Source organism: Flexivirga caeni (genome assembly GCF_003724155.1).
GTDB classification, from domain to species: Bacteria; Actinomycetota; Actinomycetes; order Actinomycetales; family Dermatophilaceae; genus Flexivirga; species Flexivirga caeni.
Genome location: NZ_RJJQ01000017.1, coordinates 107,406 through 127,813, shown reverse-complemented (window position 1 = coordinate 127,813; position 20,408 = coordinate 107,406). Strand labels below are relative to the sequence as shown.

The following is a 20,408-nucleotide window of genomic DNA, read 5'->3' as shown; positions in this document are numbered from 1 at the left end:
CGGGACCAGAGCCAGCCGCTGCGGCTGTATCCGGAGCACCCGGACCCGGCGCCGCTGGCGCGTCAGACGCAGTCGTCATACCGACCGCGTCGCCGGAAACGTCACCACCGGGCACTCCCGAAACCTCAACCTCGCCGGGCAGCAGAGGCCCGGTGTTGCTGGTCGTCATACCCGGACCTCCTTGCCGTTCAGGGTGTTTCGCTGTACCTGCAGTTTACCTGGACGCACCCTGATAGTACAAGAGTGCTACGCAAATATTTCTGAACTATGGTGGCCTGAGAACTGCGTCGAGCGAACGTCCTGTCCTCACCGGCTGAGCCCCATACGGTGCGCCAGATGACGCGCCCCCGCCGCGACGTCGTCGTCGTGACCACGTCGCCGCGGGAGGTGCTCGGGCGGCCTACCTCTCGTCGCACCTACCCCTCGACAGTGACATGCGCGAAGTAGCCCACCGGACCACACGTGGGACCGTTCGGTGCATCGCGCACGGGAGTCACGGTCACCTCGGTGGAACCGCCGAGCGAGTGTCCGTCCGCAGTGCGCCCGGTAATCCGAAGCCGCACCGGCCGCGTCGAGTCGATGGCCGGCTGGGCGACGTGCACGGTGCGGGCGGCGAGATCACCAGGCGGGAATCGCGCGCTCCGGCACGTCGGCCGAACGCACACTGTCACCTCGGCACCGCGCAACGGCGTCGATCCGCCGACGTGCACCTCGACGCCGCTCGCCATCAGCCGGGCACGCCTTGATGGTGCTGGCAGTCACACACGAGGTGAGCAGAGCACACGAAGCAAGCGAGCGGATGGCTACCGCCGCCGAGCGAAGCGCCATGGTCCGACGCTAGTCAGGTGCGAAACGGGCAACCAGCACGATCCGGTCACGACCACGGGGGAGTCGTCAGCTCTGGCGCCGGTCCCGCCGCAGACCGAGCTCGCGGCGCAGGCCCGGAAGCATGCCCAGAAGACGCGGATCCGGTCGCCGGCCGGTGATCATCGACAGCTGCACCGACATACGGAACGGCAGCCGGTCGATCGATTCGTCGGCGTGCAGGTCTGCTGCGACGGCGCTGCGGGGGAGTGCGGCGAGCTGGCCACGCCTGCGTGCCATCGCGATCGCTGTCGCCAGCGTGACACCTGGCCGGGCGTCGGCACCAAGCCCGCTCAGTCGTTGCATCAGCTCGTCGAGGCGCAGGTCGAAGGTCGAGACGATGACCGGGCGGTCGCGCAGCGGCATGCGTCCGCGGCCGGCAGGCGCGACACCGGATGCGCGGAAGAGCACCATGGGATCGTGGCCGACGTGATGTGTCATGACGCCGCCAGGGAGGGTCACCTGGTCCGCAATCGCAACGAATGCGGCGTCCATCGTTTCCTCGGAAACCCACTGGGCAAGCACTGGACCATGGTCCAGCCGTTGTTCGACACCGGTTCCCGGCAGTAGCGCATCGAGTGCGGGAAACAGCAACGATGCGAGACCCGCGAAGCATCCGATGATCAGCGCCCGCTGGGTGGCCGCCCCGCGTGCGGCAGCGAAGGCCCCACTCAGATGCCCGAGGATGTGGTCGGCCTGCCGGACGAGTTCGACGCCGGCTGCGGTCGGTCGCGCTCCAGTGGTGTCGCGCTCGAAGAGGGTTGCGTCGCAACGCCGTTCGAGCCTGGCTAGTCGGCTGCTGGCCGACGGCTGACTGACACGAAGTGCACGCGCCGCGCCGCCGACGGAGCCCGACCTCGCGATCTCCACGACGAGCCGCAGATCATCGACATCAGGCAATGCACTCATAGGTACAGCCTATGACTCTGAAGGAATGGCGAATGGCTACCCCGCGGCCCAGGCGCCCAGCATGATCGTCGTATGACGCATCGACACGCATTCGCACCGGAGACCTTGGATCGCAGCAGGGCACTGCGCTGGCTGAAGCGCTGGGACGATCAGCAGGCAACCTTTTTCGTCAACCGTGAGGAACGCTTCGCGGTGATCGTCGACGTCGTCGGCGAGGTGGGGCGGCCGGACCCGCTGGTGGTCGATCTCGGGGTCGGGCCGGGTTCGCTGGCCCACCGGCTGCTGACCCGGTTGCCGCAGGCGACGGTGGTCGGCGTCGACATGGATCCGCTACTGCTCGGGCTGGCCGAAGCGGCATACGGGGACGATTCCTTCCGCGTGGTGCAGGCGGATCTCAGCGTTCCGAGTTGGCTCGACCGGCTCGGTCTGGGCCGGGCACCTGACGCATTCGTCAGTTCGACCGCGCTGCATTGGCTGCACATGACCGATCTGGCGGCGATGATCGCCGAGGCGGTCGGAAGCCTCGCATCCGGTGGTGTTTTCGTGGATGGCGACCACTTCTACGAGCCACAGCGCACACCCCGGCTGGACGAGCTGCGTCGCGTCGTCGCTGCGCGCGCGGCGGATCGCGCCGGGGGCCGGGACGCCGAAACCTGGGTCCAATGGTGGGATGCGGCGCAGGAAGCTCCCGAACTCGCCGGACTGGTGCGCCGACGTGAGGACGCCCGGTTGCCATCCCCGCACGAGCGGCACGGGTCGAAGGCGGCGTCGCTACGCGACATACAGGTCGCGCTGGCGGATGCGGGTTGTGCGGAGGTCGGCCCGGTGTGGGAGAACGGCGACGACTATGTCGTCGTCGGCGTCCGGTAGCGAGCGGCGCTGACATCGGCGGACAGGGACCGATATTGCATAGTGGTCGATTTGTTCGGTAAAATGAACGTATGTCGCTCGCCTGCTCCTCCCTCGCAGCCGCCATCGGTCGGCAGATCCGGCTGCGCCGCGAGCAACGCGGTATGTCGGCGGCCGAACTTTCCCGGCGCGCCGGCCTCGCCAAGGCGACGCTGTCCGGCCTGGAGTCAGGGCGATCCAACCCCACGATCGACACCCTTGAGGCGGTCGCTGTGGCGCTGGCCGTGCCGTTGACCGACCTGTTGGTACAACGCGATCAGGGTGCGGTGCAGGTGGTGCGGGCGACCGACGGCGACGAGTCCGGGCCGCATCGTGAGCTGCTGCGCCGCGTGAGCGGAGGCCACCAGGTCGAGATCTGGCGACTGCGCCTTCCCGCTCACAGCGGGTTCGACGGGGTGCCGCATGCACCCGGCACGCTGGAGCAGCTGATGGTCGCCGCGGGCAGGTTGTCCGCCGGGCCGTCCGGCGAGCAGGTCGAACTCGGCGCCGGCGACCTACTTGCGTTTGCGGGCGACGTCGCGCACTCCTACCGCACGACCTCCGAGGCGGCCGACGTCACGGTCGTGCTCGCTTCGCCACTGATCGGATGATCCAGATGCTCGCTGTTCTTCCCTTGCTCGCGGCCTGGCTGGTAGCCGTAGCCAGTCCAGGTCCGGATTTCCTTGCGGTGCTGAGGACTTCGGCGTCGCACGGCCGTCGCGCCGGCCTGCGGGTCGGCTGCGGTGTCGTATGCGGCATCGCCTGCTGGGCGACGCTGGCCATGTGCGGGCTCAGCGCTCTGCTGGCGCGCTACGAGCACCTCTACCTCGTGGTGCGCACATTTGGTGCGCTACTGCTGATCGGGTATGGCGTGCACATCCTCTGGTCTACCCGCAAGGCAGCTGCGGAAGCAGTGCCAGAACCTCCGCGGGCCGGAAAGTACTGGCGGCTGGGGGTTTTCACCAATCTGGCCAACCCAAAGGCTCTGGTCTTCTTCGGCGCGCTCTTCGCGACGCTGATGCCGCGTCACGAAGGGGTCGCGGTGCGGGCCGGTGTCCTCGGCGTCATGCTCATCATGGCGATGACGTGGTTCGCGGTTGTGAGCTGGTGTGCGGGTTCGCGACCCGTCGTCACGGCATACCGCCGAGTGCAGCGCACGATCGACCGCGCCGCCGGTGGACTGTTCGCCGCGATCGGCGTGGCGCTCATCCCACGCTGAGCATCGCGGTGCGGCGGACTAGCGTGACTCCCATGGCTGCCATCGACGAACTGATCGCGCGACTCGACGACACGCGCGTGCTGACCGACGCCGACGTCGTCGCGTCATACGTGCACGACGAGGCGGAGTGGGCGCCATACGGCTCGCCGCTGGCTGTGGTGCGTGCGACGAGCACTGCGGATGTGCAGACGACGGTGCGGTGGGCGATCGAGCACCAGGTCCCGATCGTGCCGCGCGGGGCGGGCACCGGGCTCTCGGGCGGTGCGAACGCGATCGCCGGCAGCGTCGTGGTCAGCCTGGCAAAGCTTGATGCCGTGCTCGAGGTGAACCCGCTCGAGCGCATTGCCGTGGTGCAGCCGGGCGTCGTCAACGACGACTTGCGCAAAGACGTTGCGGTTGAAGGGCTTTGGTATCCGCCGGACCCAGCGAGTTCGCCGTGGTCGACGATCGGCGGCAACGTCGCCACCAACGCGGGCGGCGTGTGCTGCGTGAAGTACGGCGTGACGCGCGACTACGTCATCGGTCTCGAGGCGGTCACCGGTACGGGCGAGGTAGTGCGCCTCGGGCGCCGTACGACGAAGGGGGTCGCAGGTCTCGACCTGGCGGGTCTCTTCGTCGGATCCGAGGGGACGCTCGGCATCGTCACCGAGATCACCGTCAAGCTGCGGCCGCTGCCCGACCCGGGCCGGACCGTGCTCGGCTACTTCGACAGCATTGTCGATGCGGGCGTCGCGGTGCGCGACGTTGCGGCGCGTGGGCTCACGCCGTCTGCCCTGGAGATCGTTGACCGGATCTGCCTGCAGGCGGTGGACGAGATGACCGGCATGGGTCTGGCGTCGGAGGCGAACGTCGTGCTGATCGGCACGGTGGACGAGCCCGGCGAGGCGGGCGTGGCGGCGGCGCGCGAGATGGTTGCGGCGTTCGAGACCGGCGGGGCGACCTTCGTCGCCGAGACGGCCGACGCCGAGGAGGCCGACGCGATGATGGCTGCCCGGCGGCTGGCCTACCCGGCGATGGAACGCAAGGGTCCGCTGCTCACCGAGGACGTCGTGGTCGCCAAGGAGCATGTGCCGGAGATGCTGCGGCGGATTGAGCGGATCTCCGCGGACAGCGGCATCACCATTGCCAGCGTCGCCCACGCGGGCGACGGCAATCTGCACCCGTTGATGGTCGCCGGCCGGGACGATGAGGACGAGCGGTTGCGCGCGCAGCAAGCGTTCGACCGGATCATCGACGAGTGCCTAGCGCTCGGCGGCACCGTCACCGGCGAGCACGGCGTCGGTCTGCTGAAGATGCCGGGAGCCGCTCGGGAGCTGGGTCCCGAAGTGATGGCGATGCAGCGTGCGGTCAAGGCCGCCCTCGACCCGCACGGCATCTTCAACCCGGGGAAGGTTTTCTGAAGTCGCCCTGTGGACAACCGTTTTCGGGCCTCCGGCTCGGTTACGTTCCCTGGATGAAGCCGAACCACGACCCGTCATTCGTGCCCGCCCGTCCGCCCGGACGGAAGTGGTGGATCGCCACGAGCGTGCTGCACCTCGTGAGCGCGGGGGTCCATGCACTCGGGGCCGTCGCGTGCCTGCACTGGTTGAGTCGGGCGAATTCGGATAGCTACTACGAAGCGCACCAGGACGCTGACCCGGACGTGATGATGCTCGGCATGGGGCTGGTGCTGGGGCTCGCGGGTTGCTGCGTGCTCGCCGCGATCTACTCCTTCGTCGCGTTCCTGGTGACTCTCTGTTTCAGCCAGGTCGGCCCGGCGATGCTGTTCTTCTCGCTGCCTGTGTCGTGCGCTGCAGCGCTGGGCTCGGCGGCAGAGCTGGTGCCACCGGCCGGCACATTCGGCGTGCTGGTCCGGGCGGCGCCGGGCTTCTTCGTGGCGGCCGGCGTGGCAGCGCCGATCGTCGCCATGCAACAGCCGCAGCGCGCGCCCCGGCCGAGACCAGGGTTTCCCCCAGCGCCGCGCTCGGGACCCGGCTCGCCATACCCGGGCATTCGGCCCTGACCGAGCGGACCCCATACCGAATGAGCGGACCCAAATCCGGCGTGCAGATGGGGTCCTCGCGATGCGCAAGGGGTCCGCTCGATCAGGCGGGGTGCGCGCGGTTCGGCGGGAGCCCGGATGCGCCGTACCCTTGACCAGTCATGACTGCGCCACTGAAGACCTACGAAGTCCGCACCCACGGGTGCCAGATGAACGTGCACGACTCCGAACGCATCGCCGGGCTGCTGGAGACGGCGGGGTATGTCGACCGCGCGGCGCTCGCCACGGCCGACCGGCCGGAGCACCCGGACGTGGTCGTCTTCAACACGTGTGCGGTCCGGGAGAACGCGGCCGGCAAGCTCTACGGGCAACTCGGCCAGCTGCGCCCGGCGAAGGACGCGCACCCCGGGATGCAGATCGCAGTCGGTGGCTGCCTTGCGCAGAAGGACCAGGGCGACATCGTGAAACGGGCGCCGTGGGTGGACGTGGTCTTCGGCACGCACAATGTCGGTTCGCTGCCGGTGCTGCTGGAGCGCGCCCGGTGGGGCGAGGAGGCGCAGGTCGAGCTGCGCGAATCGCTGGAGGTCTTCCCGTCGACGTTGCCGACGCGACGCGACTCGGCATACAGCGGCTGGGTGTCGATCTCGGTCGGGTGCAACAACACCTGCACCTTCTGCATCGTGCCGTCGCTGCGCGGCAAGGAGAAGGACCGGCGCCCGGGCGACGTGCTCGCCGAGATCCGCGCGCTCGTCGAGCAGGGTGTCATCGAGGTGACGCTGCTCGGCCAGAACGTCAACACGTATGGCGTGGAGTTCGGCGACCGGCTCGCGTTCGGCAAGCTGCTGCGCACCTGCGGTGAGATCGACGGACTGGAGCGGGTGCGTTTCACTTCGCCGCACCCTGCTGCTTTCACCGACGACGTGATCGATGCGATGGCCGAGACCCCCAACGTGATGCCGTCGCTGCACATGCCGTTGCAGTCGGGTTCCGACCGGGTGCTGAAGGCGATGCGCCGCTCCCACCGGTCGGCCAAGTTCCTCGGCATCCTCGATCGCGTGCGCGAGAAGATGCCGGACGCAGCGATCACGACCGACATCATCGTCGGTTTCCCGGGCGAGACCGAGGAGGATTTCGCCGAGACCTTGCGGGTCACGCGCGAGGCGCGCTTCTCGTCGGCGTTCACCTTCCAGTATTCGATCCGGCCCGGCACGCCGGCGGCGGAGTTGCCCGATCAGTTGCCGAAAGCCGTTGTGCAAGAACGCTTCGACCGGCTGATCGAGGTGCAGGAAGAAGTCTCCTGGGCGGGCAACCGGGAGTTGGAAGGCCGTGAGGTCGAGGTGCTCGTGTCGCCGGGGGAGGGTCGCAAGGACGCCGAAACCCACCGGATGTCGGGCCGCGCCCGCGACAACCGGCTGGTCCACTTCGCGCTACCGGCCGGCGCGCAGCGGCCGCGGCCGGGTGATCTGGTCACGGTCGGGGTGACGTATGGCGCGCCCCACCACCTGGTCGCTGACTCCGCGGTTGAGGGCGGCGCCTGGGGAGTTCGCACCACGGCTGGTGGCGATGCGTGGGAAGCGTTGCAGGAAAACGAAATTGACGGAGCAGTGCGCAAGCCAGCGGTCTCGCTCGGTATGCCGTCGATCGGTGCACCCGCCGCCAAGCCTGCACCGGTCACCGGGTGCGCCTGCGGTTGAGCCCGCGCCGCGCTGGGCGTACGCAACCTTCGACGGTCGAGGTCTAGGGCAGGTTTGGCTCCCCGAGGCGTACGCAACCTTCGACGGTCGAGGGTTCGGGGTGGTGTCGCTAACCCACTGTCGTTGCTGCGGATTCGATGGATCGCACGCGGATCATCGGTGAGCGGGCGATGAGCCCCACCGAGACGACGCCGAATACCCCGGCGACCAGGAAGCTTGCCCGGATGTCGATTGTTGTGGCGACCACACCGCCGAGGGCGGCGCCGACCGGACGTGAGCCGTAGTTGATCGTCGAGTACGCACCCGCCACCCGGCCGCGAAGCGCATCGTCGGTCACCGTGGCGCGCACCGAGTTGTTGTTGATGTCGAACTGCATCACGGCCCAGGCGGCGATGAACTCGGCGACGGCCAGACCGGCGAAACCGGCTGTCGGACCGTGTAATCCGGCGAGTGCGACATACGGGAGGACGCTCAGTCCGCCACCGAACGCCATGGCGCGCCCGGTGCCGACCAGCGCCGCGAAAGGGCGCGCGGTGAGGGCGCCGAGCAACCCACCGATCGCGCCGAGGCTGAGTGCGATGCCCAGCTGGCTCGCGGACAGCTGCAGGTGGCGCGTCGCGAAGAGCACGATGACCGCCTGCGTGATGAAAGCGCTGAGATTCATCGCCGTCGACGCCGCCAGGCTTGCACGCAGATAGCGGTGGCGGAAGAGGTAGCGGACGCCGTCGCGCAACCGCGCGATGTATGACGCCTCCTCCGCACTTGGCTTCGGCGCCGGGACGTGGGTGCGCACCAGCGCGATCGCGATCGCTGACACGGCGAAAGTGCTGGCGTCCACGAGGACCGCGTCGGTTGCGCCGGTCGCCTGAATCAGCACACCAGCAAGGGCAGGACCGATCAGCGCTGCGATCGACAGAGTGCTCGACAAAGCCGAATTTGCCTCGACATACTGCTCTTTCGGCACCAGTCGCACGAAGAAGCTCTGTCCCGAACACCCGCCGAGCACACTGCCCGAGCCGAGCACTAGCGCGCACGCGTAGAGCGTAGCCAGGCTCAGGTCATCGAGTGCGTATGCCGTGGGTATCGCGGCCGCACCGGCACACCGGCACAGGTCCGCGGCGATGAGCAGCCGCTGTTGACGCCCGTGGTGGTCGACCCAGGTGCCGACGAACACGGACACCAGATAGGGCAGCCAGATCAGCGCGGTCAGCGCACTGACTTCTCCAGCCGAAGCGTGCAGTGCGCCGATCGCCACGAGGGGTAGTGCCAGCGCGGAAACCTGATCCCCGCACGCTGACACCGCGTAACCGATCCAGTAGGTGGCAAATCCTCGATCCTGCCAAACCCGTTTGCCGGCAGTCATTTCCAGTCAGTCACGATCATCGGCGGTTTCCGGCATGGTGTAGCGCAGGATCCGCACCGGAGCAGCATCCGCGGGCCGATCGGCTGCCCGGCGCCGCGCGAGCGGTGCCAGGAGCGCCTCGATCGCGTCGTCCAGTGCTGCGATCTCCTCGGGCGTCGCGTGGACCCGGGTGTTGTAGCGGCCCGACACGGCCAGCCATCGCGGGGACAAGGTGTCACGAGTGTCGTTGCGCCAGCGCTCGACCAGCCCACTCTCGGACGCTTCGATCGCGTCGCTGAGCGCAACGCCCGCCGCAGGGTCCGCGGGATCGAACTCGAACCGGAAGCCCGACCCGACACACCGCCACCAGCGGGACCGCCCGCCCCCGTGATCTTCGGGGTCATCCTCGACCAGGCCGTGTTCGGCGAGGTGGCGGAGGTGCCAGCTGGTCACCGACGGGCTGGCCCCGACGTATGGCGCGAGCGCACTCGCGGTGGAAGGTCCTTCGGAACGCAACCGCGCGAGGATAGCCAGTCGCACCGGGTGCGCGAGCGCGCGCGCTCCACGGGCGTCCAGTTCGACGTCGTTCAACCGGTTGGGCATGGCCTCCGCCTCCGCGAACATTGAGAGTGTTATGTCGATAGAACACTCTCAATACGCGAACATCAAGGCTGTCAGCCATCTGCCGGTCGGAGAGCGCCAGTTGTCGGTGCTGCGCGGCAGAGTTGGCACATGGCAGAGATCCGGATGCAGACGTTCGTGCTCGATACACCCGATCCGCAGGGACTGGCGGCGTTCTACGGCGAGTTGCTCGGCTGGCCGGTCGTCGACACCGACGACGACTGGGTCCAGTTGGCGCCGCGGGACGGTGCGGTCGGTCTCGGCCTGCAACTCGCGCCCGACCATGTGCCGCCGACCTGGCCGGACAACAGCGTGCCGATGCAGGCCCACCTCGACCTGGAGGTGGACGATTACGACAGCACCGAGGCGCGCGTGCTCGCGCTCGGCGGTCGCAAGGTGGGCGACGATGCCGCGCACCCGGGCTTCCGGGTCTACCTCGACCCGAGCGGGCATCCGTTCTGCCTGTGTCTGGCCGGCAACGGGTGAGCCGGTGCGCGCGGTAAGGTCTGTCCATGCATATCGTCAGCACCGCGTGGTGGCCGCCTTCCCCGGCGGCCCGCTGACACCACCCTTTCACCACGAGCCGCCCGGTCGGGCGGCTCGTTGCGTATGGCGCTCCCCGGCCGGGCTTCGACCCGAAGGAGCACCAGAATGACCGTCCTCGACGACACCGAACTGCACACCGACGCGTCGTATGCCGCGAGCTTCGCCCGCAGTCGGGCAGTGCACGAGCTGATCGACGATCCAGCCTCGGCGGAACGCACCAAGCTGCGCGTGCTGACCGGTGATCGCCCCACCGGCCCACTGCACATCGGCCACCTCTTCGCGACACTGAAGTCACGGGTCGCCATACAGAACAAGGGGATTGACACATTCATCCTGGTCGCGGACTACCAGGTGATCACCGATCGAGACGCCGTTGGCGACGTCCGGGCCGCGACGTTCGGCCAGCTGGCGGACTACCTCGCGGCGGGGATCGATCCCGCGCGGTCCACGATCTTCGCCCACTCGGCGGTGCCCGAGATCGGGCAGCTGACGCTGGTGTTCCTTTCGTTGGTGACCGATGCCGAGCTGCGTCGGAACCCGACCGTGAAGGACGAACTTGCGGCGACCGATGGACGCCCTCTCTCCGGGCTGCTGCTCAGCTACCCCGTGCATCAGGCGGCCGACATCCTGGGGGTGCACGGCACCGTGGTGCCGGTCGGGCGCGACCAACTGCCGCACATCGAGCAAACCCGAGCAATCGCAAGGAGATTCAACACCCGGTATTCCGGCGGGGAGGACTACTTCCGGGCGCCGGACGCACTGCTCACCGAGATGCCGGTCGTGCCCGGTCTGGACGGGCGCAAGATGTCGACCAGTCGCGGCAACGGCGTCTCCCTCGGTATGACGGCCGACGAAACTGCCGCGCGTATCCGCAAGGCGCGCACCGACTCCGAGCGCCGGATCACGTTCGAACCGGAGCGGCGGCCCGAGGTGGCGAGCATGTTGCGCATCGCCGGCTTGTTCACCGGCGAAGCGCCGGAGCACATCGCAGACCGAATCGGGGACGGGGGAGCAGCGGCGTTGAAGGCCGAGCTGACCACTGTCGTCAACGACGGACTGGCGGCACACCGGGCGCGCAGGGCTGACCTCGCGGCGGACCCGGCACACCTGGAAAGCGTGTTGCGCGAAGGGAACACGCGCGCCCGCGAGATCGCTGCTCGGACCCTCGACGACGTCAACGACCGGATCGGGGTGCGCTACTGACGCGGCGGGCTGGGGCATGTGGTGGCGGCGACAGATAAGGCGCCCGAGTGGGCACTTACTTGCCAGTACACCGGGGCGGATACTCGCAGGTAACTGCCACTCGGGACGGGTGCCGTCCGGCATTCCTGGAAAGCGTGTTGCGCGAAGGGAACACCCGCGCCCGGGTCGCCGAAACGACGCGGGCGCGGGCGGGTGTCAGTCGCCCTTGACGTTGACGATCTGCCGCAGCGTGTGCCGGACCTCGACCAGGTCAGCGGCATCCTGCATGACCACGTCGATGTCCTTGTACGCCTGCGGGATCTCGTCCAGGAACGCCTCGGTGTCCGGGTATTCGATGCCGTCCATCGCCACCCGCAGCTGCTCCACGGTGAACGCCTTCCGTGCGGCCGACCGCGAGTAGGCCCGGCCGGCGCCGTGCGGCGAGGAGTTGAGGGCCAGCGGGTTGCCCTTGCCGACGACGACGTATGACGCAGTGCCCATCGACCCCGGGATCAGGCCGGGCCGGCCTGCCTCGGCGTTGATCGCGCCCTTCCGGGAGAGCCAGACGTCCTTGCCGAAGTGCCGCTCCCGCTCGGTGTAGTTGTGGTGGCAGTTGATCCGCTCCTGCTCCACGACGGCCTCACCGACCCAGTGCGACACATCGTGCACGACCCGGTCCATCATCTCCTCCCGGTTGAGCAGCGCGAAGTGCTGGGCCCACCGCAGCTCCCGCAGGTAGGCGTCGAACTCCGGCGTTCCCTCCACCAGGTAGGCAAGGTCCCTGTGCGGCAACGGAATCCACCACTGCTCACACAGCTCCCGCGCCACCTTGATGTGGTGCTGTGCGATCCGGTTGCCGACACCTCTCGATCCGGAGTGCAGGAACAGCCAGACCCGGTCGAGCTCGTCGAGGCTGATCTCGATGAAGTGGTTGCCCGAGCCGAGCGAACCCAGCTGCACGTCCCACTTCCGGGCGTATGACGCCGGGTCGAACCCCGCATCCTGCGCCAGCGCCGTCAGCTCGCCCAGCCGAGTGTGCGTGTGGTCCCTCGTGATCCGCCGGTTGTAGCCGCCGGCGGACAACGGGATCGACCGCTCGATGCTCCGCCGCACGACCGACCGATCCGCCGGCAGGTCACCTGCGGTGAACTGGGTCCGGACCGCGATCATGCCGCAGCCGATGTCGACGCCGACCGCGGCCGGGATGATCGCCCGCAGCGTCGGGATGACCGAACCAACGGTGGCGCCGAGCCCGAGGTGGGCATCCGGCATCAGCGCGACGTGCGGGTGGATGAACGGCATGGTCGCCGTGGTCACTGCCTGCTCCCGAGTGTTGTCCTCGAGTAGCGAGGCCCAGTTGAACAGCTTGCTGTTGATCTTCTCCATGATGAAATCCCTTGAAGTCTGTGGTGAATCGGCACAAGAGGACCGAACGAGCCGCTGGCACACATGAAAATGCGGCGCCGGTCAAGGACCGACGCCGCAGGTGATGCGTGAGGTCGGTCAGGTGGTCAGCAACTCCGGGCGCGGCTTGCTGAGGTGAGCCATCGGCTGTTCGCCCGGGCAAGGTTTCGGGCCACCGGGCAGCACGAAATTCGTGTCGCGCAGGAGGGCGGCGACACGCGGATTGCTCACGACGTGATGCGATGCGCACTGGGTGTTCATGTCACCAGGATCTGCGCAAACCGCAAGCGGCGCAACTGGTTTCCCGGAGAACCCGTTGCCGATCACTGCTTGACCGCCTGCAGGGTGTAGCTCGCCGCGAGGCGCTCGGGCCGGTCGGTCAGCCGCCACTCGCCTCGGTCGTCCGCGGACATCAAGCCCGGCAGCGCACACCACGGAACGCTGTCGTGCTCCACGAGTCCCGTGAGCTGCATCCCGTGGCGCAGCAGCGCTGTCACCGTTTCGCCGAGACCGTGGTTCCACTCGACGGTCGTGTTGGCGGTGAACTTGTGATCGGTCTCGACATACGTCCCCGGCTCGGTCCACGTGATGCCTTCGGGCTGTTCGAAATAGGGGAACTCCGGGCGGATGTCCTCGTCGAAGGTCCACAGCATGGGGTGGCCTTCCCGGAGGAAGAGGCGCCCGCCCGGCCGGAGCACGGCGGTCACCACCTGCGCCCACCTGTCGATCGACGGCAGCCAGCAGAGGGCGCCGATGCCGGTGTAGACCATGTCGAAGGTGCGTTCGCCGAGAGCCGCGGGCACTCCGTAGACATCCGATTCGACGTAGTCGATCGCAGCGCCGGCGCGCTCCGCGATCGCCCTCGCCTGCGCCAGGGACACGGGCGACAGGTCGACGCCAGTGACCCGGGCGCCGAGGCGGTGCAGGGAAAGGGTGTCGGTGCCGATGTGGCATTGCAGGTGCAGGACGTCGAGGCCGTGCAGGTCACCGAGGCGGTCCTTGTCGAACTCGACGACTCCGCTGAGTTCCGTTGCGTCGCTGACGAGTTCGTCGACGGCGTAATCGGGGCTGGCAGCGTGCGCGGCGGCGCGTTCGTCCCAGTTGGCGCGGTTGAGTGCGAGGTAGTCGGTCACCCGCCAAGCCTGGGGCACCGTCGCGGCCCGGGCAAGGGGTTTGCCTGCCGAGTCGGGGGCGGTGCAGTCGTCAGCTCAGGTCCGTGTGCGCGGCGACCAGCTCGGCGGTGATGACGATGTTGTCGACCGACGGGCCGCCACCGGGCCGCTGCAGACAGGTGATGATCACCAGGCGGCCGGGAGTGTCTCGCCATACCGACCGAGCGCCCGGCAGCTCGGCCTTGCCGATCGCGCGCGTCCCGGTCACGGCATAGGTCGCCGGTCCGACCTCGATCCGTGCACCCTTCGCGACGCGCGCGGTCCCCGCGTCGACGTCGATCAAGTAGTTGCCCGGTCCGACAGCTCCGTCGCGCAGCGAGTGCATGACGACGAAAACCGTTCCACGAGCAGGAGTTTCCGGGGATGCGCCGAGGTTGCGCACCAGATATGCCGAGGTGAACCCGGGTGGCGTGATCGCACGGTCGGCCATCGTCAGGGCGCCGAGTGGGACGTCGAGGTGCACGGACGGCACCCGGAACCGCCGCCCGGTGTCCTCCGTCGCGTGCATCCGGGTGCGCGCCGAGGCGTCAGGCGTCGTCCCCGGATCGAGGGCGACCCGACGGCCGTGCAGGTCGAACGGGGCGGTGGACTGCTTCGCGCGGGCGACCAGGGTGACGCCCGAGGTCACCAGTGCGATCGCGACGAGCGCGAGTGCACTGCGAGCGAAGGTACTCCGCACCCTCCGACTGGCACTTTTCATAAGGTAAGGCTACCCTCGCATAGGTTAGGTTTACCTAAACCATACCCCGTCAGAACACATCCCGCACAACTCACCTAGCTGAAGGAGAACAATCGTGGAGAGCCGCCCTACCGGGTGGTGGAGGAATGTAGCCTGCTGGCTGACGGTCGTCACGCTGTCGGTCGCCGGAGTCGTCCTCTCATCACCACCTGCCCACGCCGCATCGACATCGACGAGTGTGTCGGTGACCGGTGCGAGTGCGCAGGACGGTTTGTCCGTGACCGTGAAAGGCACTGGTTATACGAAGGATTCGGTGCCGGCGCCGTCGATCGGTGGTCAGCCTGCTGGCGTGTATGTCGCGTTGCGTGACACGAAGACCAGTGATGCGCAGATCAATGCCGATCAGAGCCTGGCGCCGGCGGTGGCGTTCCTGCCGTTCGGCTACGGGATTGCTGCGGATGGTTCGTTCTCCAAGGTGCTGAGCGCGCCGGTGAGCAAGCTGAACTCGGACGCATCCTACGAAGTGGTGGTGTGGTCTGCGCACGGCCTGATCCAGGACAGCACCAAGGTCGCGACCGAGCAGGTCACGATCACCGCCGATGAGCACGACAAGCTCTTCCCGGACCCCACGCCCACCCCGACTCCCACACCCACGCCGACTCCGACACCCACGCCGACTCCGACACCCACGCCGACTCCGACACCCACGCCGACTCCGACGCCCACGCCGACTCCCACACCCACGCCGACTCCGACGCCCACGCCGACTCCGACTCCGAGCGCCAAGCAGCAGACCACGGTGTCCGTCGCCTCGGCGAACGCCGCGCACGGGCTGACGCTGCAGGTGCGCGGCACCGGCTACACCAAGACGGCGCTGCCGAAGCCGTCCACCGGCGGCGCGGTCGCCGGTGTGTATGTCGCACTGCGTGACCCGAAGACAATGACGGATGCGCAGATCAACGCCGACCAGGGGCTGCCGCCGGCGGTGACCTTCGTGCCGTTCGGTGGCGGGATCGCCGCGGATGGCACGCTGACGATGACGCTGACCGCACCGGTGTCGAAGCTGAAGGCCACGGCGTCATACGAGGTGATCGTGTGGTCCGCCCACGGCCTGATCCAGGACAGCACCAAGGTTGCGACCGAGAAGGTCACGCTGACCGCGGCGCAGCACGAGGCGCTCTTCGGCGGCGCGAGCAGTGCTCCCGGCGACGGTGGAGACCCCGGCAACAACGGTGGCTCCGGCGACACCGGCTCGGGTGGCTCCGACAACGGTGGCGGTTCGGGTGCCACGAAACCGACGAACGGCGGTTCCGGCAACCCGGGGACCGGTACGTCGTCGGTCATCTGCACTGTGCAGCGGATCCCTGGCACGGCCGGCAGCGTGCAGTTGTCCTGGGGCGTCAAGTCGTCCTTCGTCAGCTACGTCCAAGGAGGGATCGCCAAGGGTTCGGTGAGCACCTCCCACGGGGCGACCCGCACCGGCAACGGTTTCCAGTGGGGTGCCGGGTCGGGGTCCCTGACCGGCGGACAGCTTTCCTTCCCTGGGGCCGTTCACTTCACCGGCCACGGCGGTCTGCTGGACCTCACCATCTCGCAGCTGCGAATCAAGACGACCGGGTCGAATTCCGGTGTGCTCGTTGCGGATGTGGCGTCGCAGGACATGCAGGGCAACACGACGGGTGGTCGGGGGATCGCCGTTGCCAACCTGCGGTTCTCCTCGCTCGGAGCCTCCGGTGGCAGCGCCTCGGTGGCGCTGACGGCGGCCGGTGCGAAGGCCTTCGCCGGCTTCTACAGCGCGGGTCAGAGCATGGATCCGGCGACGGTGTCGATCTCCGGCGGCACCGGTGGGTCGAGCCAGCAGGTGTGCCACGACGCGCAGGGCAACCGGGTCAACGCGGACGGCAGTAGCTACGCCGGCGGAGCCAGCGTCAACACCGGCGGTCACCCGGTGGCGGGCGGCGCCGGTAGCACCACCGGCTGGGCGCTGATCGGCATCGGTTCGCTGCTGGTGCTGCTGCTGACTGTGCGCCGCTTCGCCCGCGAGCGCGACTGACACCGGAGCCCTGACCGGTCCGGCGCTTCGCAGCCCGCACAGATCCGGGGTGGGTCACCTGCTCCCGCAGGTGACCCGCTCCGGATCGGCAGGTGCCGAGGTCTCCCGGCGCGCAGCGCGCAAACCCCGAAAGGCATTGCATGAGAACGTATTCCCTGACCGCGGTGGCCGCCGCGGTTGCCATACTGCTCAGTGGCTGCGCGGCAGCCGGCTCCGGCGGAGCGGCCGGACCGTCCGCGACGGGCAGCACCGTCGGCGCCGCGAGGGCGACCGCGCCGGCGAGTGGCGCCGCACCGACCGCCTCGGCGGCAACTGCGGCCTCCGCCGAGAACGCGCTGACCCTCACCGGTGCCGCAACGGCGCACACGATCCCGGACATGGTGCCCGTCGTCCGTGACGCCCGGCCGGTGCTACCGGCCAGGGTCAAGGATTCGACGGGCAGGACGATCACCGTCAGCAGTGCGAAGCGGATCCTCGCCCTCGACCTCTACGGCACGCTGACCGACACCGTCATCGGGCTGGGGCTGCAACAACGACTCGTCGGGCGGTCCAACTCCGACACCCAGCGGGTGCTGCACGACCGGCCGGTGGTGACCAGCGACGGTCACGACCTGAACGTCGAAGCGGTGCTCAACCTGCGCCCGGACGTGGTGCTGACCAATACCACCATCGGCAACGCGGCCGAATACCGGCGGCTGGAGGCGGCGGGCGTCACTGTCGTCCGCTTCGCCCAGGTGCCGCACCTGTCGGGAATCCGGCCGGCCATCGAGCAGGTCGGCCGGGCGCTGGGTATGTCGCAGGCGGCCGCCCAGCTGGCCGCGCACACCGACGACGAACTGCGCGCGGCGCGTCGGACGATCGCCGCGCTCCGGGCGAAGACGCCGCGCAAGCCTCGCGCTGCCGTGCTCTACGTGCGCGGGACAGCGGGCGTCTTCTTCATCCTCGGCGCGGACTACGGAGCCGGCGACGTGATCGACACGCTCGGGCTGGACGACGTCGCCGCGAAGCACGGCATCACCACCTTGAAGCCGGCGAGCGCCGAGGGCCTGGTGTCCCTCGATCCCGAGATCCTGCTCGCGATGAGCCAGGGCGTCGCCTCGACCGGCGGCGTGAGCGGGCTGCTGAAGCGCCCGGGTGTGTCGGCGACCACCGCGGGCGAGCACCGCCGCATCGTGATGGCTGCCGACAGCCAGCTGCTGTCCTACGGTCCCCGGACTCCTGCGATCCTGGTCGCCCTCGCGCGCGCGATCTACACCGATAACTCGTGACGCAATCGACGATGGACAGCACGGTGTCACCGACGAAGGCGTCCGGGAGAGCACCGCTGCCTGCGCCGGCCGGCCGGCGGGGGCCGTCGCGTGCGTCTCGGGTCGCGCTGGTGACGGTGGTGCTGGTGGTCGCGGTCGTGGTGGTTGCCGTGCTGTCCGCGTCGGTCGGACAGTTCGACGCGACTCCCCGTCAGGTGGTGTCCTCCTTCGGGCGCGGCCTGTTCCACAGTCTCGACGGCCAGCGTTCGCAGGTGGATACGGTCCTGTGGAACATCCGCTTCCCACGGGTGGCCCTCGGCCTGGTCGCGGGCGCGGCCCTCGCCGTCGCCGGTGCCGTCATGCAGGGCGTCTTTGCCAACCCCCTCGCCGAGCCGAGCATCATCGGCGTCAATTCGGGGGCGTCGGTGGGCGCGACTCTCGTTATTGTGACCGGCGCCGCGGTGGACACCCCGTGGCTGCTGCCGGCAGCAGCATTCGCGAGTGCGCTGCTGGTCACGCTCGTGGTCTGGGCGCTGGCCCAGGGTGGCGGCAAGGCGGCGGTGCTCACCCTCGTCCTGACCGGCATCGCCGTCAACGCGATCACCGCGTCCGCGACCAGCTTCCTGATCTTCCTCGGCGACACCTCCGCGCGGGAGGAAGTCATCTTCTGGCAGCTCGGGAGCCTCGCCGACGCGTCCTGGTCAGGAGTCGTGTGGATGTCGGCCGTCTTCGCGGCCGGTTTCGCCGGGTGTATGGCGATCCGGCGCCGCCTGGACGCGCTCGCGCTCGGTGACGCATCCGCCACCGCCAGCGGGGTGAACGTCGAACGCCTGCGCATCGTCGCGATCCTGCTGGCCTGCCTGCTGACCGGTGCCGCCGTCGCGTTCGGCGGGGTCATCGCCTTCGTCGGGCTGATCGTGCCGCACGCGATCCGGCTGCTCGTCGGGCCGTCGCACCGACATCTGGTGCCGCTGTCCGCGCTGGGCGGTGCGGTCCTCCTGGAGGCGGCGGACATCGCGGCGCGCACCGTCATACCGTTCGCGGACATGCCGATCGGGATCTTCACCGCACTGGCCGGCGGACCGGTCTTCCTGTTGTTGCTGCGCCGCACGCTGCGCGGGCACGGGGTGGGGGCGCGATGACGACCGGTCTGACCCTCGCCGCTGTGAGTGTGAGCCGCGGGCATCGCACGATCGTCGACGACGCCTCGGTGTCGTTCGAGGCGGGCACGGTCACGTCCGTGATCGGCCCGAACGGTGCGGGCAAGAGCACCCTGCTCGGCATCGCGGCCGGCACGGTGCGGCCGACCTCCGGCACTGCCCGGCTCGGCGGCCACGACCTGCGGCGGTTGTCGGTCAAGCACGCGGCTCGGCGCCGCGCCGTGATGCCACAGGATGCGACAGTCGCGTTCGCATTCACGGTGCGCGAGGTGGTCGCCATGGGCCGAATCCCTTGGCGCGACTTGAAATCCGACGTCGATCGCGTCGTGTCCGACGCGCTCGCGACCACCGGGCTGACGCACCTGCAGGACCGTGAGGTCACCACGTTGTCCGGTGGGGAGCGGCAGCTGACCGCGTTCGCACGCGTCGTCGCGCAGGCAACACCGGTGACGGAAGAAAGCGTGATCCTGCTGGACGAGCCGACCGCCGCGATGGACATCGCGCACGCCGAGGCCACGCTGGCGCTGGTGCGTGCGCTCGCCCGGCGGGGTGCCGCGGTCGGGCTGGTGCTGCACGACATCGATGCGGCGGCAGCGTATGCCGATCGGGTGGTCCTGCTGCAGCACGGACGGGTGCGGGCCAGCGGTCCGGTCCCGGAGGTCTGCGCGTCCGCCACCCTCTCGGACGTCTACGGCACTCCCATCGAGGTTTTCGATCGCGATGGCCGCTTGCATGTCGGTCCGGTCCGTCGCGACCCGGTCTGCACCGGGTCGTGACGGCTGGCGTCATACGGCCGCCGGGGTCTTCGCGGCTTGCAGATCCTCGAACACCTCGATGTTGAAGCGGTATGCCGAGAGCACCTCGTCGATGACACGTTCGCGCTCGTCCTCGCTCCATGCTGCGGCATCCAGGCGCTCGCGGTAGCCGGCCTTGAAGGCCGCCGGGTCCGGGATCTGGTCGAAGACGTAGAACCGGACGCCGTCCAGGTCGAAGCCGAAGAGCTTGCGCATCCGGCGGTGGATCGCCCGGCCGCCGGACAGGTCCCCGAGGTAGCGCGTGTAGTGGTGCGCGACGAACCCGCCGGGCCAGCCGGTAGCCAGTTCGCGGATGCGCTCGGTGTAGCGGACCGTCGCCGGCAGCGGGCGCACCTGCGATCGCCAGTCCGGCCCGATCAGAAACTCCAGGTCGGCGGTCAGCGGTGGCATGCGGGTCAGCCGGTCGGTCAGAAACTCGCGGGCGATCGGGTCGTTCGCCACGCGGTCGATGTCGTGTTCGAGCGCGTCATAGACGAAATAGTGCTGTGCGGCGAGGGCGACGTAGTCCTCGCGGGTGCCTTCGCCGGTCATCAGGTCGCGCATGAAGCCGGCGCCCTCGCTGTCGCCGTGGCTCGCCCACGTGCGAGCCCGCAAGGACTCCGAGAATGATGGCGCTGCCATGACGCTCCTCC

The 20,408-nt window shown here is 68.8% G+C and carries 21 protein-coding genes; 12 read left to right on the top strand and 9 right to left on the bottom strand.

What is annotated here, in order from left to right:
- Nucleotides 1-416: 416 nt before the first annotated feature.
- Nucleotides 417-728, bottom strand: a complete 312-nt coding sequence (locus tag EFY87_RS15470; RefSeq protein WP_123272381.1) for a hypothetical protein — start codon at nt 726-728, stop codon at nt 417-419.
- A gap of 166 nt (nt 729-894) precedes the next feature.
- Nucleotides 895-1,773 (bottom strand): LysR family transcriptional regulator, encoded by an 879-nt coding sequence (locus EFY87_RS15465; protein WP_123272380.1) that lies wholly within the window; start codon nt 1,771-1,773, stop codon nt 895-897.
- Between the two features lie 72 nt (nt 1,774-1,845).
- Here EFY87_RS15465 and EFY87_RS15460 point away from each other — a divergent pair, with 72 nt between their 5' ends.
- The 6 genes from EFY87_RS15460 (at nt 1,846) to miaB (ending at nt 7,555) form a co-directional block, all read left to right on the top strand.
- The gene (locus EFY87_RS15460) at nt 1,846-2,643 is read left to right on the top strand and encodes a class I SAM-dependent methyltransferase (protein WP_123272379.1); all 798 of its coding nucleotides are present in this window, start codon (nt 1,846-1,848) and stop codon (nt 2,641-2,643) included.
- A 71-nt stretch (nt 2,644-2,714) separates the two neighbouring features.
- A complete protein-coding gene (locus tag EFY87_RS15455) occupies nt 2,715-3,272 on the top strand; it encodes a helix-turn-helix domain-containing protein (protein ID WP_123272378.1) in 558 nt (185 codons plus the stop codon).
- Nucleotides 3,269-3,880, top strand: coding sequence for a LysE family translocator (locus EFY87_RS15450; protein ID WP_123272377.1), 612 nt, complete (start codon nt 3,269-3,271; stop codon nt 3,878-3,880). Before EFY87_RS15455 ends, EFY87_RS15450 begins: the two co-directional genes overlap by 4 nt.
- Before the next feature lie 32 nt (nt 3,881-3,912).
- Entirely contained in the window at nt 3,913-5,280 is a 1,368-nt protein-coding gene (locus EFY87_RS15445; RefSeq protein ID WP_123272376.1) for an FAD-binding oxidoreductase, read from the top strand.
- A gap of 53 nt (nt 5,281-5,333) precedes the next feature.
- Nucleotides 5,334-5,882, top strand: coding sequence for a hypothetical protein (locus EFY87_RS15440; RefSeq protein WP_123272375.1), 549 nt, complete (start codon nt 5,334-5,336; stop codon nt 5,880-5,882).
- A 140-nt stretch (nt 5,883-6,022) separates the two neighbouring features.
- Nucleotides 6,023-7,555 (top strand): tRNA (N6-isopentenyl adenosine(37)-C2)-methylthiotransferase MiaB, encoded by a 1,533-nt coding sequence (gene miaB / locus EFY87_RS15435; RefSeq protein ID WP_123272374.1) that lies wholly within the window; start codon nt 6,023-6,025, stop codon nt 7,553-7,555.
- Nucleotides 7,556-7,664: 109 nt separating this feature from the next.
- On the opposite strand, the gene EFY87_RS15430 is transcribed toward miaB, so the two are convergent.
- Both EFY87_RS15430 and EFY87_RS15425 read right to left on the bottom strand, forming a co-directional pair.
- Complete coding sequence (locus EFY87_RS15430) at nt 7,665-8,918, bottom strand: MFS transporter (RefSeq protein WP_123272373.1); 1,254 nt, start codon at nt 8,916-8,918, stop codon at nt 7,665-7,667.
- A gap of 6 nt (nt 8,919-8,924) precedes the next feature.
- The gene (locus EFY87_RS15425; RefSeq protein ID WP_123272396.1) at nt 8,925-9,500 is read right to left on the bottom strand and encodes an ArsR/SmtB family transcription factor; all 576 of its coding nucleotides are present in this window, start codon (nt 9,498-9,500) and stop codon (nt 8,925-8,927) included.
- A 129-nt stretch (nt 9,501-9,629) separates the two neighbouring features.
- On the opposite strand from EFY87_RS15425, the gene EFY87_RS15420 reads away from it, so the two are divergent.
- Nucleotides 9,630-10,004 (top strand): VOC family protein, encoded by a 375-nt coding sequence (locus tag EFY87_RS15420; RefSeq protein WP_123272372.1) that lies wholly within the window; start codon nt 9,630-9,632, stop codon nt 10,002-10,004.
- Between the two features lie 165 nt (nt 10,005-10,169).
- Nucleotides 10,170-11,267 carry a tryptophan--tRNA ligase gene (gene trpS, locus EFY87_RS15415; protein ID WP_123272371.1) on the top strand — a complete coding sequence of 366 codons (1,098 nt, stop codon included), beginning with the start codon at nt 10,170-10,172 and terminating at the stop codon, nt 11,265-11,267.
- 195 nt (nt 11,268-11,462) lie between these two features.
- Here trpS and EFY87_RS15410 read toward each other — a convergent pair whose 3' ends face one another.
- The 4 genes from EFY87_RS15410 to EFY87_RS15400 all read right to left on the bottom strand — a co-directional run bounded on the left by EFY87_RS15410 (nt 11,463) and on the right by EFY87_RS15400 (nt 14,501).
- Complete coding sequence (locus EFY87_RS15410) at nt 11,463-12,632, bottom strand: RtcB family protein (protein WP_123272370.1); 1,170 nt, start codon at nt 12,630-12,632, stop codon at nt 11,463-11,465.
- Between the two features lie 117 nt (nt 12,633-12,749).
- Entirely contained in the window at nt 12,750-12,911 is a 162-nt protein-coding gene (locus tag EFY87_RS20375) for a hypothetical protein (protein ID WP_158607665.1), read from the bottom strand.
- 62 nt (nt 12,912-12,973) lie between these two features.
- Entirely contained in the window at nt 12,974-13,783 is an 810-nt protein-coding gene (locus EFY87_RS15405) for a class I SAM-dependent methyltransferase (protein ID WP_123272369.1), read from the bottom strand.
- A gap of 70 nt (nt 13,784-13,853) precedes the next feature.
- Complete coding sequence (locus tag EFY87_RS15400) at nt 13,854-14,501, bottom strand: class F sortase (protein WP_245988684.1); 648 nt, start codon at nt 14,499-14,501, stop codon at nt 13,854-13,856.
- Nucleotides 14,502-14,616: 115 nt separating this feature from the next.
- Between EFY87_RS15400 and EFY87_RS21200 the strand changes: the two genes are divergently transcribed.
- From EFY87_RS21200 to EFY87_RS15380, 4 genes are all read left to right on the top strand, one after another.
- Entirely contained in the window at nt 14,617-16,554 is a 1,938-nt protein-coding gene (locus tag EFY87_RS21200; protein WP_148043363.1) for an HtaA domain-containing protein, read from the top strand.
- A 140-nt stretch (nt 16,555-16,694) separates the two neighbouring features.
- Nucleotides 16,695-17,822: a heme/hemin ABC transporter substrate-binding protein gene (locus EFY87_RS15390; protein ID WP_123272366.1), complete on the top strand. Its 1,128-nt coding sequence runs from the start codon at nt 16,695-16,697 to the stop codon at nt 17,820-17,822.
- Nucleotides 17,819-18,943 carry a FecCD family ABC transporter permease gene (locus EFY87_RS15385; RefSeq protein WP_245988683.1) on the top strand — a complete coding sequence of 375 codons (1,125 nt, stop codon included), beginning with the start codon at nt 17,819-17,821 and terminating at the stop codon, nt 18,941-18,943. The genes EFY87_RS15390 and EFY87_RS15385 overlap by 4 nt, the downstream gene beginning before the upstream one ends.
- Nucleotides 18,940-19,737, top strand: coding sequence for a heme ABC transporter ATP-binding protein (locus EFY87_RS15380; RefSeq protein WP_123272364.1), 798 nt, complete (start codon nt 18,940-18,942; stop codon nt 19,735-19,737). Before EFY87_RS15385 ends, EFY87_RS15380 begins: the two co-directional genes overlap by 4 nt.
- A 9-nt stretch (nt 19,738-19,746) precedes the next feature.
- Here EFY87_RS15380 and EFY87_RS15375 read toward each other — a convergent pair whose 3' ends face one another.
- Nucleotides 19,747-20,397, bottom strand: a complete 651-nt coding sequence (locus EFY87_RS15375; RefSeq protein WP_123272363.1) for a biliverdin-producing heme oxygenase — start codon at nt 20,395-20,397, stop codon at nt 19,747-19,749.
- Nucleotides 20,398-20,408: the final 11 nt, after the last annotated feature.